At 54.4% G+C, this 16,422-nt stretch carries 14 protein-coding genes and 1 pseudogene; 6 read left to right on the forward strand and 9 right to left on the reverse strand.

Annotation, left to right across the window (positions count from 1 at the left end; all coding sequences use genetic code 11):
- Window positions 1-102 precede the first annotated feature (102 nt).
- The 7 genes from RHM56_RS12015 to RHM56_RS12045 form a co-directional block, all read right to left on the reverse strand.
- Window positions 103-954 (reverse strand): hypothetical protein, encoded by an 852-nt coding sequence (locus tag RHM56_RS12015; protein ID WP_322241432.1) that lies wholly within the window; start codon window positions 952-954, stop codon window positions 103-105.
- Window positions 942-2,180, reverse strand: a complete 1,239-nt coding sequence (locus RHM56_RS12020) for a hypothetical protein (RefSeq protein WP_322241433.1) — start codon at window positions 2,178-2,180, stop codon at window positions 942-944. Before RHM56_RS12020 ends, RHM56_RS12015 begins: the two co-directional genes overlap by 13 nt.
- Window positions 2,177-2,818: a condensin complex protein MksE gene (locus tag RHM56_RS12025; protein WP_322241434.1), complete on the reverse strand. Its 642-nt coding sequence runs from the start codon at window positions 2,816-2,818 to the stop codon at window positions 2,177-2,179. The genes RHM56_RS12020 and RHM56_RS12025 overlap by 4 nt, the downstream gene beginning before the upstream one ends.
- Complete coding sequence (locus RHM56_RS12030; RefSeq protein WP_322241435.1) at window positions 2,818-5,409, reverse strand: ATP-binding protein; 2,592 nt, start codon at window positions 5,407-5,409, stop codon at window positions 2,818-2,820. Before RHM56_RS12030 ends, RHM56_RS12025 begins: the two co-directional genes overlap by 1 nt.
- Window positions 5,378-5,710 (reverse strand): hypothetical protein, encoded by a 333-nt coding sequence (locus RHM56_RS12035; protein WP_322241436.1) that lies wholly within the window; start codon window positions 5,708-5,710, stop codon window positions 5,378-5,380. Before RHM56_RS12035 ends, RHM56_RS12030 begins: the two co-directional genes overlap by 32 nt.
- A gap of 259 nt (window positions 5,711-5,969) precedes the next feature.
- Window positions 5,970-6,200, reverse strand: a complete 231-nt coding sequence (locus RHM56_RS12040; RefSeq protein WP_322241438.1) for a hypothetical protein — start codon at window positions 6,198-6,200, stop codon at window positions 5,970-5,972.
- Window positions 6,201-6,303: 103 nt separating this feature from the next.
- Complete coding sequence (locus RHM56_RS12045) at window positions 6,304-7,251, reverse strand: tyrosine-type recombinase/integrase (protein WP_322241439.1); 948 nt, start codon at window positions 7,249-7,251, stop codon at window positions 6,304-6,306.
- A gap of 196 nt (window positions 7,252-7,447) precedes the next feature.
- Between RHM56_RS12045 and RHM56_RS12050 the strand changes: the two genes are divergently transcribed.
- The 4 genes and pseudogenes from RHM56_RS12050 (at window position 7,448) to RHM56_RS12065 (ending at window position 10,526) form a co-directional block, all read left to right on the forward strand.
- Window positions 7,448-8,527: a DNA-binding protein gene (locus RHM56_RS12050; protein ID WP_322241441.1), complete on the forward strand. Its 1,080-nt coding sequence runs from the start codon at window positions 7,448-7,450 to the stop codon at window positions 8,525-8,527.
- A 213-nt stretch (window positions 8,528-8,740) separates the two neighbouring features.
- A complete protein-coding gene (locus RHM56_RS12055; RefSeq protein ID WP_322241442.1) occupies window positions 8,741-9,079 on the forward strand; it encodes a hypothetical protein in 339 nt (112 codons plus the stop codon).
- Between the two features lie 111 nt (window positions 9,080-9,190).
- Window positions 9,191-9,940, forward strand: a pseudogene (locus RHM56_RS12060) (zinc-binding dehydrogenase); the annotation flags it as partial.
- 274 nt (window positions 9,941-10,214) lie between these two features.
- A complete protein-coding gene (locus RHM56_RS12065) occupies window positions 10,215-10,526 on the forward strand; it encodes a putative quinol monooxygenase (RefSeq protein WP_322241443.1) in 312 nt (103 codons plus the stop codon).
- A gap of 232 nt (window positions 10,527-10,758) precedes the next feature.
- Here RHM56_RS12065 and RHM56_RS12070 read toward each other — a convergent pair whose 3' ends face one another.
- Entirely contained in the window at window positions 10,759-12,039 is a 1,281-nt protein-coding gene (locus tag RHM56_RS12070; RefSeq protein WP_322241444.1) for a hypothetical protein, read from the reverse strand.
- 202 nt (window positions 12,040-12,241) lie between these two features.
- Here RHM56_RS12070 and RHM56_RS12075 point away from each other — a divergent pair, with 202 nt between their 5' ends.
- Together RHM56_RS12075 and RHM56_RS12080 are read left to right on the forward strand one after the other, a co-directional pair.
- Window positions 12,242-14,152, forward strand: coding sequence for a UvrD-helicase domain-containing protein (locus RHM56_RS12075; protein WP_322241445.1), 1,911 nt, complete (start codon window positions 12,242-12,244; stop codon window positions 14,150-14,152).
- Window positions 14,149-14,784 (forward strand): 3'-5' exonuclease, encoded by a 636-nt coding sequence (locus RHM56_RS12080; protein ID WP_322241446.1) that lies wholly within the window; start codon window positions 14,149-14,151, stop codon window positions 14,782-14,784. The genes RHM56_RS12075 and RHM56_RS12080 overlap by 4 nt, the downstream gene beginning before the upstream one ends.
- A gap of 171 nt (window positions 14,785-14,955) precedes the next feature.
- Here RHM56_RS12080 and RHM56_RS12085 read toward each other — a convergent pair whose 3' ends face one another.
- Window positions 14,956-16,347, reverse strand: coding sequence for an MFS transporter (locus RHM56_RS12085; RefSeq protein WP_322241447.1), 1,392 nt, complete (start codon window positions 16,345-16,347; stop codon window positions 14,956-14,958).
- Window positions 16,348-16,422 lie beyond the last annotated feature (75 nt).

A 16,422-nucleotide genomic window follows, 5' to 3' on the forward strand; every position in this document is an offset into this window, starting at 1 on the left:
ATGGCCTCCGTGGCACTGCACTGAGGAGGCGCTAAGTCCGGCATGTAGACATGTCAGGGGTGATGTTCGAAAGGCTTCCTGCGGCGAAGGTGATCTTGAGGCCTAATCTTGCCAATTCACCAATCCGATTAGCCTTTCCTGAGGTAACGCTTTGCCCGCAGCTTTAATGATTTCGAATACGCGCACTAGCTCGGGATCATGGAGCGCCTCAAGCATCGAGCGCTTTTGAACGATCTGCTCGCGGTATCTGCGCTGGGTGCTCAGCTTACTGCAGAGTTTCTCCAGGCATCCGGCCCCTGGAGCGAGGTACCGACTGAAATATGGCAGCGTGGCTGCGATCGCAAGCCCTTCAGGGTCGTAGTCTGTAAACGCAATCACTGGCAGACCCAAATCGTCAAGCAAGCGGTAAGCACTGTCGACCTTGTAGCTGCCCGGCGCCCCACGAAAAACCACAAGCGGATTGCCTGGTACTGATTTAAGTATCGGTGTCCGATCGGTCAGTTCGAAGTTCTCCCAATTTTCAATCAGTAGTACTGCATCATGCTGGCAGCGCTCGACAACCCACTGGCGATCAACATCCAGATTGATCCCCGGCGGAAGGGTGTAAGGCGCGCTCCCAAGCATTAGAGGTCGATCAGGTAGGGACTTAATGGCAACCCGCTGACCTCTTAGCCGTTTTTTGGTGAATTTCTCGTCACCACCCAACTGAACCGCCTCGTTGCGAGAAAGCTCGTTCCACCCGTCGAGTGACATCGTGGGGTCGACGTTCCAGTTGCTCTGAATGATCACGGCGATTTGTAGTCTGTCGGCCGGGGTGAATTGCCACATTGCTCCTACTGCTTGACCGATTCCGTACTCGTCGCACAAACCGTCCAACTGACGGGAACGTTTGAAAAGCTCTTTTTCCGACTGGTAGATAGCCAGCAGTTTTTTCAGACTTCCTAACGCTTGCATACGGTGACATCCGCAATAATGACGTTTCCACTGAGCCTATCGTCATCGTTGATGGAGACGAGCTCGATTTGTAAGCGTCGTACGATTTGCGCATTTGCCTTCACCTGCTTATCAAGCAAGGCTAGAAAGCACATCATGCAAGATTCCTGATCCAGGACTTGGGTCTCAGGAGCGAGGGCGAAATATCGAGCAGCAGACATTGGGGCGGCGCTGTGGGCGGCTTCGTTGAGCAGGCGTTGGCTCACGACCACCAGGGGAGAGCCTTTGATCAATGCAGCCTTGGGTGGCGCTTCCGTGACGGGCGTTCCTGGTCGTCGTTCTTTGGTGGGTACAGCCACTGAGCGGTCGATGTTTTTAGCAACATCGGCCAGGCTGTCCCTGATTTCTTGCCTGCCGAAGTCGAGATCCAATCGTAGCTTCATTGGCTCGTACTGATAGGCCCAATCCGGGATTTCCGGATACTCATCAGGATCACGTACCTCATACTCAGGATGTCGGAGCAGGTACATTTGCAAAGCTCGCAATCTCCTTGCTCGAGGCTCGACCACCCGAAGCTTATGAAGATACAGCTTCAACACCCGGGTAATATCCGCCGTCGTGGATCGCCAGCTCGACAATCTGTCCAGAATATAGCCTTGATACAGGGCTTCCAAAGCCTCGCGCTCACTTGAACCAAGGCTTTCGAGCAAGGCAGCGTCATCGAATTGCGACAATGCCTCGACTATTCGCTCGAGCTGTTCCAGGTAATGCAAATTCTGTTTTTCTTTCTCCCGATAAGTGCGCACGTTGCCAAAATTGTTTTCGGCTGCGGCTCGGACGTGGAGTAGGAAGTCTTTCATCTCTTCGGAAATTTCGAAGAGGGTGAGGTCGATCTCGTCCTGCAATAGCATGACGTCCTCCCCACGACCGTCGAAATATGCTTCGGAAAAGTCCTCCAGTAGCTTATCCAGCCGACTTAGCTGTTTCCCAAAATCTGCAGAAACCCCATAGTTTCGAGATCGGTAACTCGCCTCGTTGAGCAGCCGGCTCACGGTAGGAGAAAGTCTATAGGAGTCTTTGAGTGTTTCGTTCAAACGGATGGCACGGATCTGCTGAAGCTGGCTCAGCGCTTTAGCATTTTGTTCGTCCCGTACAACGTGACCACTTACGTACATCTGTGCGATCAGCTTGCGCTGAGAGTGCAAGAGTTCCAAATGACCGACCACTGCATCTACCAGGGTGCTCATGAGGCCGTTCTCTTATCGAATTCCTTGTCATCGTCTGAGATCTGGTCGTGGAGCATCAGATACTCGATAGCCTCCATCAACCACTCAATCCGACCAGTGAACACGTAGATCTCTGACTCCGGGTTAACCAACTGCAGGTAACCATCGTCGCGAAATCTCTTCACGATCTTGTTTAGGCGCTCTCTGTCTGAACCATCGCGGGTCGAGATATTGGTATCTGATGCGATTTGCCTCAACTGCTCACCGATGCCGGCGTTCGCTGCAATTTTGGCCATGGTGCGATTGAGGTCGAGCTTTTGGCCAGGAGATACTGCGTCGTCATCACCTTCCAGCCGCATTACCATTTCCAAGAAGGAAACCATTGGCCGGAGCGTGTTCTTAAGCTCCCCAAAGCGCCTTCTCGCAATCTTTTTGCCTTCGCTGTCAATCTCTGATGCTGCAGCGAAGAAGGCGCTGCCACTGCGGGTCTGCGTCAGTCGGATGTTGATACGGCGCAGGTAGTCATCAACGTCATCCTGGTTAGTACGGCTACCTGACGCTTGCGGGCTGCTGAGGAATTGATAGCCTTCATAGTCAGTTACTTGGCAGATGAACCCGCCCTTGAGAAGGTCGGTCACAATGCGGGCGAAAGGGCTCATTAGACGTCCTCCACTTCGATTTCCAGAGGTTCATCCAGTTCAGGATCACCCTCGAGGGCTAGCTCGCAATGCACCAGCCGGCGTTCTGAATCGAGTTTGTATTTGTTGGCAAACAGTATGAGCGTTTCTGCGTCTGGGTCAGGGAATGCGGTACATAGCGTGATTTGATTTTCCCCAAGGTAGTTGCACAGCGACACAACGTTTTGCGCGTCGATAGCCCTGAGCTCATCTACGCACCAAGTCAGTTGCACCGGCGCGTTTCCTCGAACCTTAGAGATGAACCCAAGAAACAGGATGATCATCACCAAATAGCTCAAGCCATTGGAAGAGATATTTTCCAGTTCGGCACGGTTGCGGAATTGCCTCAGGTTTCCGTTCTCCCTGACAGCGCCGCGGATGCTAACCAGTGATTTGAAATTGGCATTGATACCGTTCTTGATGTCCCACAGGTTGAGGAGGGCACGCAGGTGGTCGACAGCGTATTCGTCTGGAAGATCGCCATCCTTGATCCACTGATCACGGTCGTCGGTGATTTTCTTGATGATTGACCAGTAATTTAAATCTTCGACAGCTGAAACGATCGATATCTGCAGGTCAGTCAGGCTGTCGAACACCTTCGAGCTGCGGGAAAGATGACTCTGCATCGCCGTATTGAAGCGTGCCAGTCGATCGCTAAACTTTTTAAGCTCTCGGTGCAGCCCCTGGATCTCTCCAAAAATCGTACGAGCATCCGCGATCAGCAGCCGACGGCTTTGCTCGTGCTGGTGGGTGAACCAATCTTCCACAACGCCAAGCACATCGCTTGGAGTGATTTCACGCGGCAGCTCGTCTTTGAGGTTGCTCAAACGGTCGCTGAAATAGGTGGCGGGCGGAGAGAGTGCAATGGCAGAGAATGCCAGGCGCATTCCCTTGATCTTCGCTCGCAAGGCACCGTCCGCGTCATGCAATTCCTGGAAACAGGCCCCTAGCGCTGTGCGCAGCGCGGTCGCTTGCCAAGCCACATCATACTTTTCATGACGGTCGGTCGGCGTGTATTCCGGTAGCTGATCCCTCAACGTGGACTCTACGGCTAAGAAGTCCTTGTAGAAGCTAGAGGCAGCAGTGTTGCATTCGCTGATCTGCCTCTCGACCTCCCGCTTCGTGCGAGTCCACGTCTCTTCAACCGCACTGAGCTGGAATGTCAATTGCCCATGTAAAGCCTGCTGCTGATCATGTTTCTCCTGAATTGCCGGAATTTCTGGCTCGACGACAGTCAGCCAGTGGTGCCACTGATTAAGGAGGTCAGTCCAACCATTAATTTCTTCCAGATCATCTCTGAGCTTCTGGCTGTGATTATTCAGCCCATTCAAAATCTCGACATCTGCCCCTCGTTCGGACAAAGCAGCATCCTGCTGTTTTCTCAGGGTATTGATCGTGTTTTGCGTAGAGGTTTCGTGGTCAGCGATCGCGGTGTTGATCTGCCCGGCAGAAAGCCCGAAGCGTTTGTCGATCGCCTCACGCTTAGCGGTAGCCAAGCTAGCCAATTCAATATGCCTTTGCTGATGGCGATCATTGAATTCCCTTTGCACGCCTATTGCAGACTCAAGCTGCGCTCGCCTTGCGCTGAGTGCAGTCACAGCATCCGAGACTGCAGCATCCCGCTTGCGCTGGAGCTCCTTGCGGACGTCACGGATTTCCGTATCTAGGGCAGCATGATCGTTTTGGGCACGACCCAAGGCTGCACGCGCAAGAGTCAACTCGGTAACTGCAGCTTTTATCGCCTCGCGCAACGCTCTTTGCTGAGCAACGGCCGAATCCAGCTGACTTTGCAACCCCTCTCGCTCAGCGATGGCTTCAGCTAGCATCTCCTGGAGCAACGTATCGTCCGCTTCATCAACTGGAGCGACAAAATCCAACTCGAGTGTGATCCCATACAAGCTTTGACTAGTGTCCACTGTCTGCGGGTGCAAATCGGTTCGGTGAAGCAGTTCGGGATTGATCACCTTGGCAATGTGCACACCCCAGTCGGAGCGCGTGGATCTGAGGAAGTGCAGCAAGCTGTCCGGATCGGGGGCGTGAGAGCGCTGGATTCCTTGAATTTTGTCAGACTGGGTCGACAGGCCTTTGGTATGTAGTTGAATCTGGAGGTCGAGCGTTGCTGATTCAGCCTGGAGCCTGTCGACAGCCTGGTCTTTGGCGCTGACGGTTTTCTCCGCGGCTCGGAGCACCGCTGCAGCCTGCTGCAGGGAGTCCTGCTTCCGTTCTATAGCATTGACCAGCAACGGATCTGTTGGGGGATTGTTAACCCGCTCCTCATCCCGGCCAACCTGGCCCCTCAAAACATCAATCTGTTCCTGAATGCGGTTACGTTCAGCTTCGCAGGACGAATCGTAAAGACGTCTATCTTTATCCGCGCACTCGGCAGCTGCATCGAGTTCTACCCGATGTGCACTGTTGAGCTCGGTAATCTTTGTGAGGGCGGCCGCATGGTAAATCTGGTGCCGACGACCTTCCTCGTTAATCGCCGCGTCATACTGGGTCTGGATATCAGAAGCCGCACCTAGAGCAAGCCTGTACTGCTCATCGATGCGCCGGGCCTCGTCGATGAGCAACTCCCGTTGAGCAGCACGGCTTCTCGTCCGTTGGCTCGACGCCAGAAAACATCAGTGCCAGGGCAAGCAACGATGTTTTCCCTTGGCCATTGCGTCCAGTCAATGCCACGCCACCATCGACGGCCATTGTCTGGACGCGGCCTTTGGATAATGAGTCGACAAGGTGGATGTTTAGCAGTCTGTAGAGCGCTTCAGGCAGACGCTCGTCAGGTTCGCCTGGTGTTGCGACGTCCGGCTCATCGGTCGATGCTGATTCGTCCTGGAGAAGGAACAGGCTTTGAGTGTGCTGATCAGTTGGCATGCGATGTCCCTATAGCCTGCAAAAAGCCCTCCTGGCTGCGGCTGCACACCGACCTCTGGTGTTAGCAACGAGGTAGGTGATCTGCGGCTGCGCTGCATATGCAACTGCGCCGGGGCTGTATTCCTGAACCTTGCCGGGTGAATGTGATGATCGTTAGCGGCTAAAGACCACAAATCTTTTCACACATGAACTTGGCATAAAGTGGTGTTGCAGCGTTTACGGCATTGTGCCCAGGGATAGACGGAGAGATCGGAGAGGGTTAGAGCTCAAGGACGGCCGAGGGAATGCCTCGCGGCGTGTCATCGTTCAGTTCTGCGTGGTACCAGTTGCGCAGCAAAGCTAACCCTAAACCTTTCACATTCTTGGGCTTTGTCGTCCTTGAACGCTCAAACTCGGTCATTTTGAAGGGGGGGATGGCAAATAGCAATCGACGAGGCACTTTCGTCGGCACGACTGTTTCTGGCATTTTCGAGCCTCCATGCTTGTCCATCAGTAGGTGTCCTCAGCGTCGAACTGTGTTTACAGGCAAAGCAGGATGATCCGCTATGCATGGGCGTGGTTCATATCCACACCTGACTGAGGCAGCGCACACATCACGTTTTATCAATTCCGAGCGTGTCTGCTCGTACTGCCAGCCCCCCGAAAGATACATTTGAGTCTACGTATCGCAGAGCTGACTTCATGTCTTTCCAGCCTACATAGCTCATCAGACCTTTTATGTCCCACCCATTGGACGACGCCCAGGTAGCAAAGCCTCGTCGCATCGAGTGGGCGCTGTAGAGCTCCTCAGGCAACCCGGCTTCCTTGAAGATGCGACGCAGCATCGGAATCAGGCTGTGAGGTTGGATGGCGTTGTCCCCCAAATTTCCCCAGCGATCCAGGCGGCGGAAGACAGGGCCTTTCGCGAGGCCTGCAACGGTAATCCAATTGATATAGGCCTCGACCGGACAAAGCATCGTTAGCGCCGGCGCCTGAAAGGTTGTCCCTTCGTGCTGGCGGTCACCCTTGGTGTGAGCCAAAAAGAAAGTAATGCCTTCACCGCTATAGGCTTTTGTGTTCTGCACCGTGAGCCTGGCCAGCTCATCCCCGCGAAACCCACGCCAGAATCCGATCAACACCATCGCTACCGAGCGGCGATGACGCATTAGCGTTTTGTAATCACCGCGATCAAGTGCAGCCGCCGCTTCAGTCTCCAGCCACTTAACTACCTGTTCAAGATGCTTCAGTAGCAGCGGCGCGGCTTGCTTCACCTGGGCAGGGTGCACGACACGGATGCCCTTGATCATCTGGCGTACATTGGGCGTCTTGGTTGGGTCTGGGAATCCCTGCGTGATGTGCCACTGCGCCAGCGCAGCCAACCGCTGCTTGAGCGTGCTGATCGCATGCGTGTCAGCGTACTCGGCCAAGTAGCGAACAATCCCGTCCCCGGTTGTAGGCAGGTAGCCGCCCCAGGTCACTTCGAAGTGCTCGATCGCTGCCCGGTAGCTCTTGCGGGTGTTCTCCCTAGTGCCTGCCTTGAGGTACCGATCAGCCTTGTCCATCGTCCATTGCCTTCAAAATCTGTGTGATTCCAGCATTCCACACTTTCGGCGACAGCTAAAAGCTATTTCGACAGTGAAGAAGCTATAACTTACTATTATGGCTTTGTAGAAGGCCCATTTCAATCATTTGAATTTGATGGTAACGTGACACGTAATTACATGACATGTATCACGACACGAAATCGTAGGAGGTCTTATGGCCCGCGGCGGTGTAAACAAGGCTTTAGTACAAAAAGCGAGGCAAGCCTTGCTGTCCAAAGGCACGTATCCAAGCATTGACGCCGTACGTGTGGAGCTGGGTAATACGGGCTCGAAAACTACGATTGCCCGATACCTAAAGGAGATTAAATCCTTTGATCCACGCTCGCCATCCTCGCGAGACAGCCTGGGGGAAGAGCTATCCGCAATGGTCGCAAGCCTTCTGGATCGGTTGATGGAGGAGGGTAATGAACCGATAGAACAGGCTCGATCAGCCTTCGATTTACAGCGCGTGGCGCTCGAGTCTCAAATCGCCAATCTACAGTCGGAACTGACCTCTGCACGGAGGCAGTTAGACGCCCAGCAAGCGGCCATTGAAGCTCAAACTACTGACCTCCAAACCACGCAGTCTTCTCTCCAGGCAGAGCTGACACGTAATGCCGGGCTAAGCCAACGCTGTAGTGATCTGGATGCCCAGGTCGGTGATAGGAATAAACAGATCCAATCCCTTGAGGAAAAGCACGTTCACGCGCGCGGGGCGCTTGAACACTACCGGGAGTCGGTGAAGGAACAGCGCGAACAGGATCAACGTAGGCATGAATCCCAGCTTCATGAATCGCAGGTCGAGCAGCGAAAGCTGCGGGAATCGCTAGCGGTCAAACAGGATGAGTCCACACGTCTCAACCGCGACAACGAGCGTCTACTGGGAGAGTCACGCCAACAGTTGAAGACCTTGAATTCCCAGGGCGATCAGATACAGGCCCTTACTGCCCAGGTACAGGCGCTGGTGCTAGCGGAAGCTAGGGCAGGGGCGATCATAGAGCTTCAAAAAAGCACCGCCAGTGAGTTGAACGATGAGCTCAAAGCCCTCCGCACCTCTGCGGCGCAGGCTGCCGCTCGTGAGGCAGACTTGGCTAAGCTTGTAGAGGATCTAAAAATTCAACATGAGCAACACGCGGACATCCAGCCCGAACTGGATAAAGAGTCATCGCCTCAGATTGAGCACCCGGCATCTGAGCCCCAGGATACGCCGGCGCTAAAAGGAACTCATTCAAAGCCAAAAGGGAGACAGTCATGACACCTGTACCTAGCACTGCGCCACGTCCGCTCAATAAAAATCATCAACTCCAGCGGGCGCACGAACGGATCAATCAATTGGTCGTCGCAGGTCTTCTGGATATGCTGCTCCCTCGAAACCATACGGATAGCCTCGCCGGCATGCCTGCAGCTCAATAGGCAAACCCGTTATACCGGCACAACTGTGCAATTCTGACCGCCTGAAGGTAGATCTATGGCAATTGAATTAAGTGAAGAGGAAATGCGTAAAGCACTCTTCGGAGCAACTGCGGATTCCGTGCCACCTCCCGCGCCATCGTCGGCGCCTGCGGTACCCAGATCCCAGCCAGCTGCAAACCCGACGCCTCAAGCGAAGAAAGCGAGTGGTTACCATACGTCGAAGCTGCGGGTGACCTTACACGTGTCCAAGGTGTACGAGGGCGATATTGATGTGTTTGTGCACGACTCTAGTAGCCTCAGCAAGCTGGTCGCTGAGCAAGAGGCCAAGGCCGCGGCGAAGAAGAAAAAATACAAATATCTGGAGCTCGTCTCAGTCGAGTCCATCTCGAAATGATGCCATCTGCCGCGGCCACTTCGAATTTACTGAGCCGATGATCGGAGCCGATCTCCATTGATTGCTTCACGGTTTAGAGAAGGGCACGAAACATCTCATCCGAGGCTAATCTATTCGGTCACTGCCCACATAGCTGGAGATGTAGGCGATGCAAGACGTCTTCAAGGCTCGCTGGCTGAGTACTCTGCCGTCGATGTAAACCTTCTGGCTATCAAACCAAAAAACGTATCTATGCGCGAAGCCGCTGCCATCCCGCTGGTCTTTCTGACAGCATGGGAGGGCTTGGTTGACCGCGCCAACGTTAGCGCCGGGCAAAGTGTACTGGTGCAAGGTGGTGCGGGTGGTGTGGGTCACGCGGCTGTCCAGATCGCAGTTGCCCGGGGCGCTAAAGTTTTTGCTACTGCTTCGAAAAGTAAGGCTGCGATCGTGGAGTCCTATGGCGCAACTGCCATTGACTACAACACCTCTTCCGTCGATCAGTACGTTGCCGAGCACACAGCGAGCGCGGGGTTCGACATCGTTTACGACACGGTCGGCGGCAAGAGCCTCGATGATTCCCTCGTAGCTACACGCCCATACGGTCACGTGGTGAGTTGCGCCGCGTTCGGAACCCATTCCTTGGCCTCAGGTTCGTTACGGTGTGTCACGCTTTCTGGCGTGTTTGTGCTTTTGCCCATGTTGAGCGGGGAAGGGCGCGCCCACCACGGCGACATTCTTCGTGAGGCAACCAAGCTGGTTGAAGCGGGCCAGTTCAAACCTTTGCTCGACAGCCACACCTTCAAGCTTGCTGATGCACAAGCAGCTCACGAACTCCAGGAGTCGGGTAAAGCGTTGACCAAGATCGTCATCGACATCGCTTAACCCCCTTGCAGGTAAACCTGTCGACGTACACACAGAGCGGTAACTTGAAGCGACGCGGTAACAATCCGCTTCGGTGCTCCGCCTGTGGGCTACTCAGGCCATATCTGCGAATGCTACTGACTGAACAACAGAATCTGACGCTCACGCCATTTCGGTGTTCAAGAGCGCTGCGAGCGGCTGCCCGCTCCTTGCGGTCACCACGAGGAGCGGGGCAATTGGTTAACAACCTAGAAATATCGATCCAACCGACTATCACATACTTGGGATATATTTTATGAGCGCTACCGAAACCACCAACACACTCGTTCATGTTGTCGCGACCCTAAAGACCAAAGAAGGCTCCGAGGCGGCTTTGAAACATGCGTTCAGTAAGCTGGTGCCTGCGAGCCAAGCGGAAGCAGGTTGCGTTCAGTACGTGCTGCACACAGACGTAGCTGACGCTACGACGTTCGTTCTGTATGAAGTTTGGGCCAGCAAGGCTGACTTCGATGCTCACTTTGAGCTTCCGCATTCAGTCGAGTTCGGCGCGGCCGCCAAGGAACTCCTGGCTGAGCCACCAGCGATCCGCTTTCTGAATCGGATCTGATGCAGAAGACTGGGATTTTGATTGCTTCCCACTATTCACAGGGTAACTAAGATCCTAGCCTTCCCTAGGACTAGCACGAGGAGTTATTCGATCTACCCAGCTCTTCACGCAGGCCGTTGCTCAACAGTTGTGAGCTATGGCCTGCACACCTCCCCAAAAATCGACATCCCCGATACCAGATCAACGCTTACCGGGTCTGAGGCACCTTGCGGAGGCGGGATTTAGCGCAGATCTATCTAATGTCTGCAGGACGCTCGCGGATCGTTAGCATTGATTCAGCCAGCGAGAAATCGGCATTTTGATAGTGAGGGACTACTCCGCAAAATTCGGGCGCACCCTCTAGGACGAAGTCATCACCAAACACTATCGGTGGACGTTTCGGCAGTCGATTGAGCGTCACAGCCAAGGTCTTTTGCTCCATGATCCATTTGTTGTTTTCGATCAATGCAGGGATGGAGGTGCGGAAATACTCCGGCCCGTGGATGGCATTGATCTGGGCAACAAAATGCTCATGGCTGCGTTCGAAGAACTCGGCCTGCCGCTTTCTCCAAAACGGTACGAGGTCAAATATCAAGTCATCGCTGTAGGGTAAGGAACCGGATTTCGACCGGCGGGCAAGCTCTGTCACAGCATTATGAATCAAAGCAGCCTCGGGGCTGATTGCGGCCATCGCGCGCATTTGGTCTGCAGCCAAAACTGCCCCGTCACCGTACCTACGGTTCTTCAAAGCATCTTCGACTCGCCGGCAACTTTCTTTGAGCATCTGCGGCGGCATATTGAGTAGCAGGGTGCAGAGACCAGCTGCGAGCGATACTCCGTGAGCGGCCTCGCGCTGCTTCGCACCGATCGAGATCGCGTGGATGATGGAATGGTACTCCGGGGCTGTCGAATCCTGAAGAAACCTCATAGCGGCCTGTTCAGCGTCGCGACGTGCGTTCTTGGGCAATCTTTCGTCTAGGAAGAGGGGCATGACGTCCCGTTGTTCCTGGTAGGTCGCGCAGGTTTCGAGCATGCTGCCTAGGTAAACAGGCGATTTGAATAGCACGCGCCTGCGCTGGAGATCCCGACTATCAAAGAAACATAGCGAGATGTGCTCAATAGGCTCGTGGAATCTTGGCTGGCTAAGGTGGAAACCCACCTGCCAGGGGTACTGCACCGTAGGATCAGCGTGCTCATACGGCTCAATAAAGTGATCCAGCGTCAAGTCCCGCTTCAAGGGTTTGATGGCGGTATTTGTTTCGCTAGGATCTGCAATCAACCGAAAGATGTCCTGTAGGGTTTTCAGACCTCTTATGGAGCAATTCATGTCTACCCAGTGCCGCATCTCGTGCGCCAGCGGAGTAAGCACTTTCTCGGCTCCATCGACCAGCAACAGTCCAGCGTTCCAATCAGGGTTGAAGACCGCATTCGCAAGATTAACGAGGTCGGGCCTTTCGGCTCTCTTCAGCGTGATGACCTGGGTGAAATGTTCATAATACGCAAGGGCGCTGTTGTTGAGCTTGATGCCGGGCATTTGACGATTCCATGAGCCAATGCAGAGGAGAAGGGCCGATACTCTAACCGAAACCTACTTTGTTCAGCAGATTGAGGACTCCGCGTTCGTAAAATTTTGTTTCCGCGATTACCATCCCCTCAACCACCGGTTTAGAGCGGTTGTGGCCAGCAATGGTCGCCTCGGTCTTCGCCGGAATATCGATCATGTGAAGGGGCGTAGTGTGGGATCTGCAGAACATGGACGGGAAGAGGAACGGGCGGGTGACATATTGTTACCGAAGGGAATTAGAGCCCGTATTTTGTCGGCATTGGCATCTGCTGTCCTTCGCTCTCAGCGCGCCCATGACAAGGACTCGTGGCAGCATGGTTCCCGGCGTGGCTACGAGGATGGGTGGAAGAAAGGCAAGCATTCCGGTTATTCCCTCGGCCTTGAGAAGGGCCTCGAGCAAGGGCAAGAAGCCGGCGCGCTAGTGGGCCACCAGCTAGGGTTGGCCGAAGGTATTGAAGCTGGAAGGCGCATCATCGAGCTGCGTCCAGGCCGCGCTGTACAAGCTCTAGGCCCCCAGGTTGATCACAACCTCTTCGCGAAATGGCGATTCCGCATCACCTCTGAGGTTGAACAGGAGGTCAGAGATAAAGTCGCCGAGCACCTGAAAGGACAGGAACCTACGGATGATCAGTGGGAAATGATCTTCTCCAAGGATCCTTCAACCTGCATCGTGGCCGGGGCTGGCAGTGGAAAATCCACCACGATGGTGCTGCGTCTTCTGGTATTGCATAAGTACCTGGGCATTCCCAAAGAGAAAATCGCAGTAGTCACCTTCACCCGCGAATCCCGGAAAGACTTCAGGCGCAAGTTGGCTGAGGTCTTCGCGCTTTGGGGCGTCACGCTGACTGAGGAGGTCACAGGCCGAATCGTGCGAACGTTCCACTCTCGGATCCTCGACTTCATACGCTGGAGCCAACCCCATGCGAAAGTTAAAGCGTTCGAGTTTTTCTCGCTCAACGACGCCGAAGACGAAGAGGGCGAAGACGTCGAAAACGCACTTGATATCCGTCTCACCAATGAACAGCTAGACCTGATGAATGCGGCGTATCAACACGTATATGAGACCAACGAGACATTTCAGGGCCTCATAGCCGAACTGGTACGCTCGTCAGCTAAGCTACTGCCCTTGAGTGCTAACTCCACCGAGGCAAGAAGGCGCATCTGCCGCATAGTTGATTGTTCCAAACGTGATGAAGAGCTGACCGACGCTGTAGAGCGCCTATGGCGTGCAGAAGGAGCATGGCCGATAGAAGGGATCGAAGCCGGCCCTTTTTCAGTAACGCTGAAGGGGTTGCCGTTCTTCGCCAATGGCTACTGTGAGGAGCTCAAGGCCTACGTCATTCTTGGAGTGGGTAGCAACGATCGAAAGCTGTGTTTGCAATCTATGCCCTCGATGAAGCTGACGGGGGCTACGACTATGAAAAAAACCTTGTTTCAGGTCTATTGCGACAAGGGCATCTTGTTTTTAGATAACTACGCTGAAGGACTGGCGACGCTTGACGTGCTTCGAGGGTACGTCAGAAAGTCCCCGAAATTTGAGTATGAGATCGAGGGTGAGCTAGGTGAGGCTCCGGTAATGGTAGCGTTCCATTCGGCTGCTTCATTCCTGGAAAACCTCGGGCTCGACGTGACCGAAGCCGTACAAAATATGAGCTTCGCGCCCAACAACAAAGATGCATTTTTCTTCCATGCGCTCGCCATTTTCTGGCCGGCCTTCAATGACTACTTGGCCAACCAGTCGCCACCAATTTTCACCTTCAACAAAATGTTCGAAATGTTTGGTGAGCGAGGGGCGGCCAACCTCGAGCAGCTCCCCGACGATGTTTTCATGCCCATGCTGCACCTTCTGGTAGACGAGTTTCAGGACTGTGGCGCCAATACCATCTCATGGCTGCGCGCGGTGTTCCGTGAAGCACGGGTGAGGGGGCTCAGCGTTACCACCGATAGCGCGGTTTACCCTGCATCCCTTATGGCGGTGGGGGATGATTGGCAGAGCATCTATGGCTGGGGGGGAGCTCGCCAAAATTCTTTGACGAATTCGAGTCTTACTTTCCATCACCAAGCACGACTCACGTGCTCATGAAGGAAAACTACCGCTCCCAGCAAATGGTGATCGACGCTGCAGAAAGCCTGGTGCAAAAGATCACCACCAACAAAGACAAGCACGGAATTGCAGCACATCCCAAGGTCAAGGATCTTGCTTTTCCTGTCCAGGTTCTGGATCGAGATGACAGTGTGCTTGCAGACTTCGTTGAGCAGCATTTCGACAGGGGGCAGACAGTACTGGTGTTGTACCGCAAAAATGACACCAAAAAGGAGGTTCGTATCAAGCTCAAGTCGATTCTGGCAAGGGCGAAGAAGCTCAAGCGAGCGAGCAGCATCAAGCTGCTGACCTACCATGGCTCCAAGGGTTTGGAGGCGGACGCAGTATTCCTCGTCGGGGACTGTGCTCAGATGTCCACATCGCCTCATCGGAACATGGCGTATGAGCAAGCAAGTCTGGGTGATCCGGGTGACCCTGCGCCTTACGACACGGCCCAAGGTCAAGAGACATTGCGTTTGGCCTATGTGGCCATCACACGCGCCAAACAACATTGCTATTGGTTTGTTGAGCCTGCCAAACCCACCAAGGGTGGATTGGTCAGCGCGCTAGCAGAGGTGCAGTTCAAGAAACCATTTTTTGAAGACCTTAGGACGCCAATCAAACTTTCCTGACGACCATCAGTTACCAACTCGGAAACCGGCTAGGGGTAGGGCGCGGCCACCCTATCAAGGCAGTTGAGCCCCGCCCCCGTAACTCACTTACATGACAGGTGGTGGCGGTAGCGACTCCAGTTACGTGCTTAGAGGCTGGAATCGCAATGTCTCATGGGGCTCTATCCAGGCTTAGTTTTGAGCCGCAGTACCTGAGGGCACTTCACGGCGGGCCGTGTGGACGTTTTCCACTGCCGCCTCGTCAGCAGCGGATCGAAATTCTCCCAAGTCGCGCTTGCTTGTTTCCGGAGCGCAATAGACGGCGATAAAGGTTATCAGGCTCATACCAATCGCAAGACAAGATACAGGCCACGATGCTCCGCCCGCCCACATTGACAGACTCACCGCAGTCAGTGGAGCAAGTCCGCCGGCCAGAGCAGCACTGATTTCTCGTCCCAAAGCCAGGCCGCTAAAGCGCACCTTGGAAGGAAACACTTCGGAGAAAAACGCTCCTTGCGCCCCGAGCATGGCAGCCACCCCGACACCGATGCCAAGGGTCATGGCAACGATCACACCCCACGTGGTACCTGTATTGACGAGCCAGAAAAATGGGAAGGCGAACAGCGCCGAGAACCCTGCTCCGAACATGTAAATGGCCCGGCGCCCAAACACGTCTGACAGCGCTCCAAAGAGCGGAGTGGTGAAGATCGCGACACTTGCTGCGACCGCTACAGCCGTTGGCCCGACAGTGGATGCCATGTGCAGGGTCGATACTATGTAGGCCACCACGAAGGTCTGATACACGTAGCTCACGCCGCTCTGGGCGACCTGGGATCCTGCCACGATCAGCAAGCCTTTGCGCTCGGTTCGGATCAAATCTCGAAGCGGGCTTTTGCTCACTTCAGCTGCCTTCGCAAGCTCCTCAAAGGCATGAGTCTCCGAGAGCTTCAGGCGGATCACCAGCGCGACGAGAACGAGCACTGAGCTGAACAAGAAGGGGATGCGCCACGCCCAATCCAGGAAAACTTCCCTAGGTAGCCGAGTCAGGATTGCAAATGTCGCCGCGGCCATCAGCAATCCGATGTACACCCCAACCCCGGGAAACGATGAGTAGAACCCGCGGCGGTTAACAGGAGCGTTTTCAGCCGTCAGGATCGCGGCACCTCCAAATTCCGCGCCAGCACCAAACCCTTGGACAAGCCGTAGGATGACCAGCATGATCGGTGCCCAGATACCCGCAGTCTCATAGGAAGGTACGAAACCTATCAGCGTAGTCGCCACCCCCATGAGCACCAGGGTTATCACGAGCACTTTTTTCCTGCCAATCTTGTCGCCCAACTGCCCGAAGTATACAGCCCCAAAAGGTCTGACCAGGAAGCCTAGAGCAAGCGTGGAGAAGGCAAGTAGCATCGCGACGGTGGGATTGTCTTTGGGGAACATGATCTCGCTAAAGACCAACGCTGCTGCGGTGCCGTACAGAAAATAGTCAAACCATTCGAGGGCCGACCCGACCAGGGACGCGGCTGCAACACCCTTCATGGATCGTTTCTGAGGCCTGACCGTATTGTTATGAATGTCAGTCATGGAATTTCCTCTTGCGATTTACGGTATTGTCGCCCCGCGCTTCGCGAGGTGGGGGCGACTATTATTCTTATTCAA

The sequence above is a fragment of the Pseudomonas sp. CCC3.1 genome, from assembly GCF_034347405.1.
Lineage (GTDB): Bacteria > Pseudomonadota > Gammaproteobacteria > Pseudomonadales > Pseudomonadaceae > Aquipseudomonas.

What these genes read in the sequence shown, in the direction of transcription:
- RHM56_RS12015 (WP_322241432.1), bottom strand. Translation starts at nt 954, where the DNA reads ATGCAAGCGTTAGGAAGTCTGAAAAAACTGCTGGCTATCTACCAGTCG.
- RHM56_RS12020 (WP_322241433.1), bottom strand. Translation starts at nt 2,180, where the DNA reads ATGAGCACCCTGGTAGATGCAGTGGTCGGTCATTTGGAACTCTTGCAC.
- RHM56_RS12025 (WP_322241434.1), bottom strand. Translation starts at nt 2,818, where the DNA reads ATGAGCCCTTTCGCCCGCATTGTGACCGACCTTCTCAAGGGCGGGTTC.
- RHM56_RS12035 (WP_322241436.1), bottom strand. Translation starts at nt 5,710, where the DNA reads ATGCCAACTGATCAGCACACTCAAAGCCTGTTCCTTCTCCAGGACGAA.
- RHM56_RS12040 (WP_322241438.1), bottom strand. Translation starts at nt 6,200, where the DNA reads ATGGACAAGCATGGAGGCTCGAAAATGCCAGAAACAGTCGTGCCGACG.
- RHM56_RS12045 (WP_322241439.1), bottom strand. Translation starts at nt 7,251, where the DNA reads ATGGACAAGGCTGATCGGTACCTCAAGGCAGGCACTAGGGAGAACACC.
- RHM56_RS12050 (WP_322241441.1), top strand. Translation starts at nt 7,448, where the DNA reads ATGGCCCGCGGCGGTGTAAACAAGGCTTTAGTACAAAAAGCGAGGCAA.
- RHM56_RS12055 (WP_322241442.1), top strand. Translation starts at nt 8,741, where the DNA reads ATGGCAATTGAATTAAGTGAAGAGGAAATGCGTAAAGCACTCTTCGGA.
- RHM56_RS12065 (WP_322241443.1), top strand. Translation starts at nt 10,215, where the DNA reads ATGAGCGCTACCGAAACCACCAACACACTCGTTCATGTTGTCGCGACC.
- RHM56_RS12070 (WP_322241444.1), bottom strand. Translation starts at nt 12,039, where the DNA reads ATGCCCGGCATCAAGCTCAACAACAGCGCCCTTGCGTATTATGAACAT.
- RHM56_RS12080 (WP_322241446.1), top strand. Translation starts at nt 14,149, where the DNA reads ATGAAGGAAAACTACCGCTCCCAGCAAATGGTGATCGACGCTGCAGAA.
- RHM56_RS12085 (WP_322241447.1), bottom strand. Translation starts at nt 16,347, where the DNA reads ATGACTGACATTCATAACAATACGGTCAGGCCTCAGAAACGATCCATG.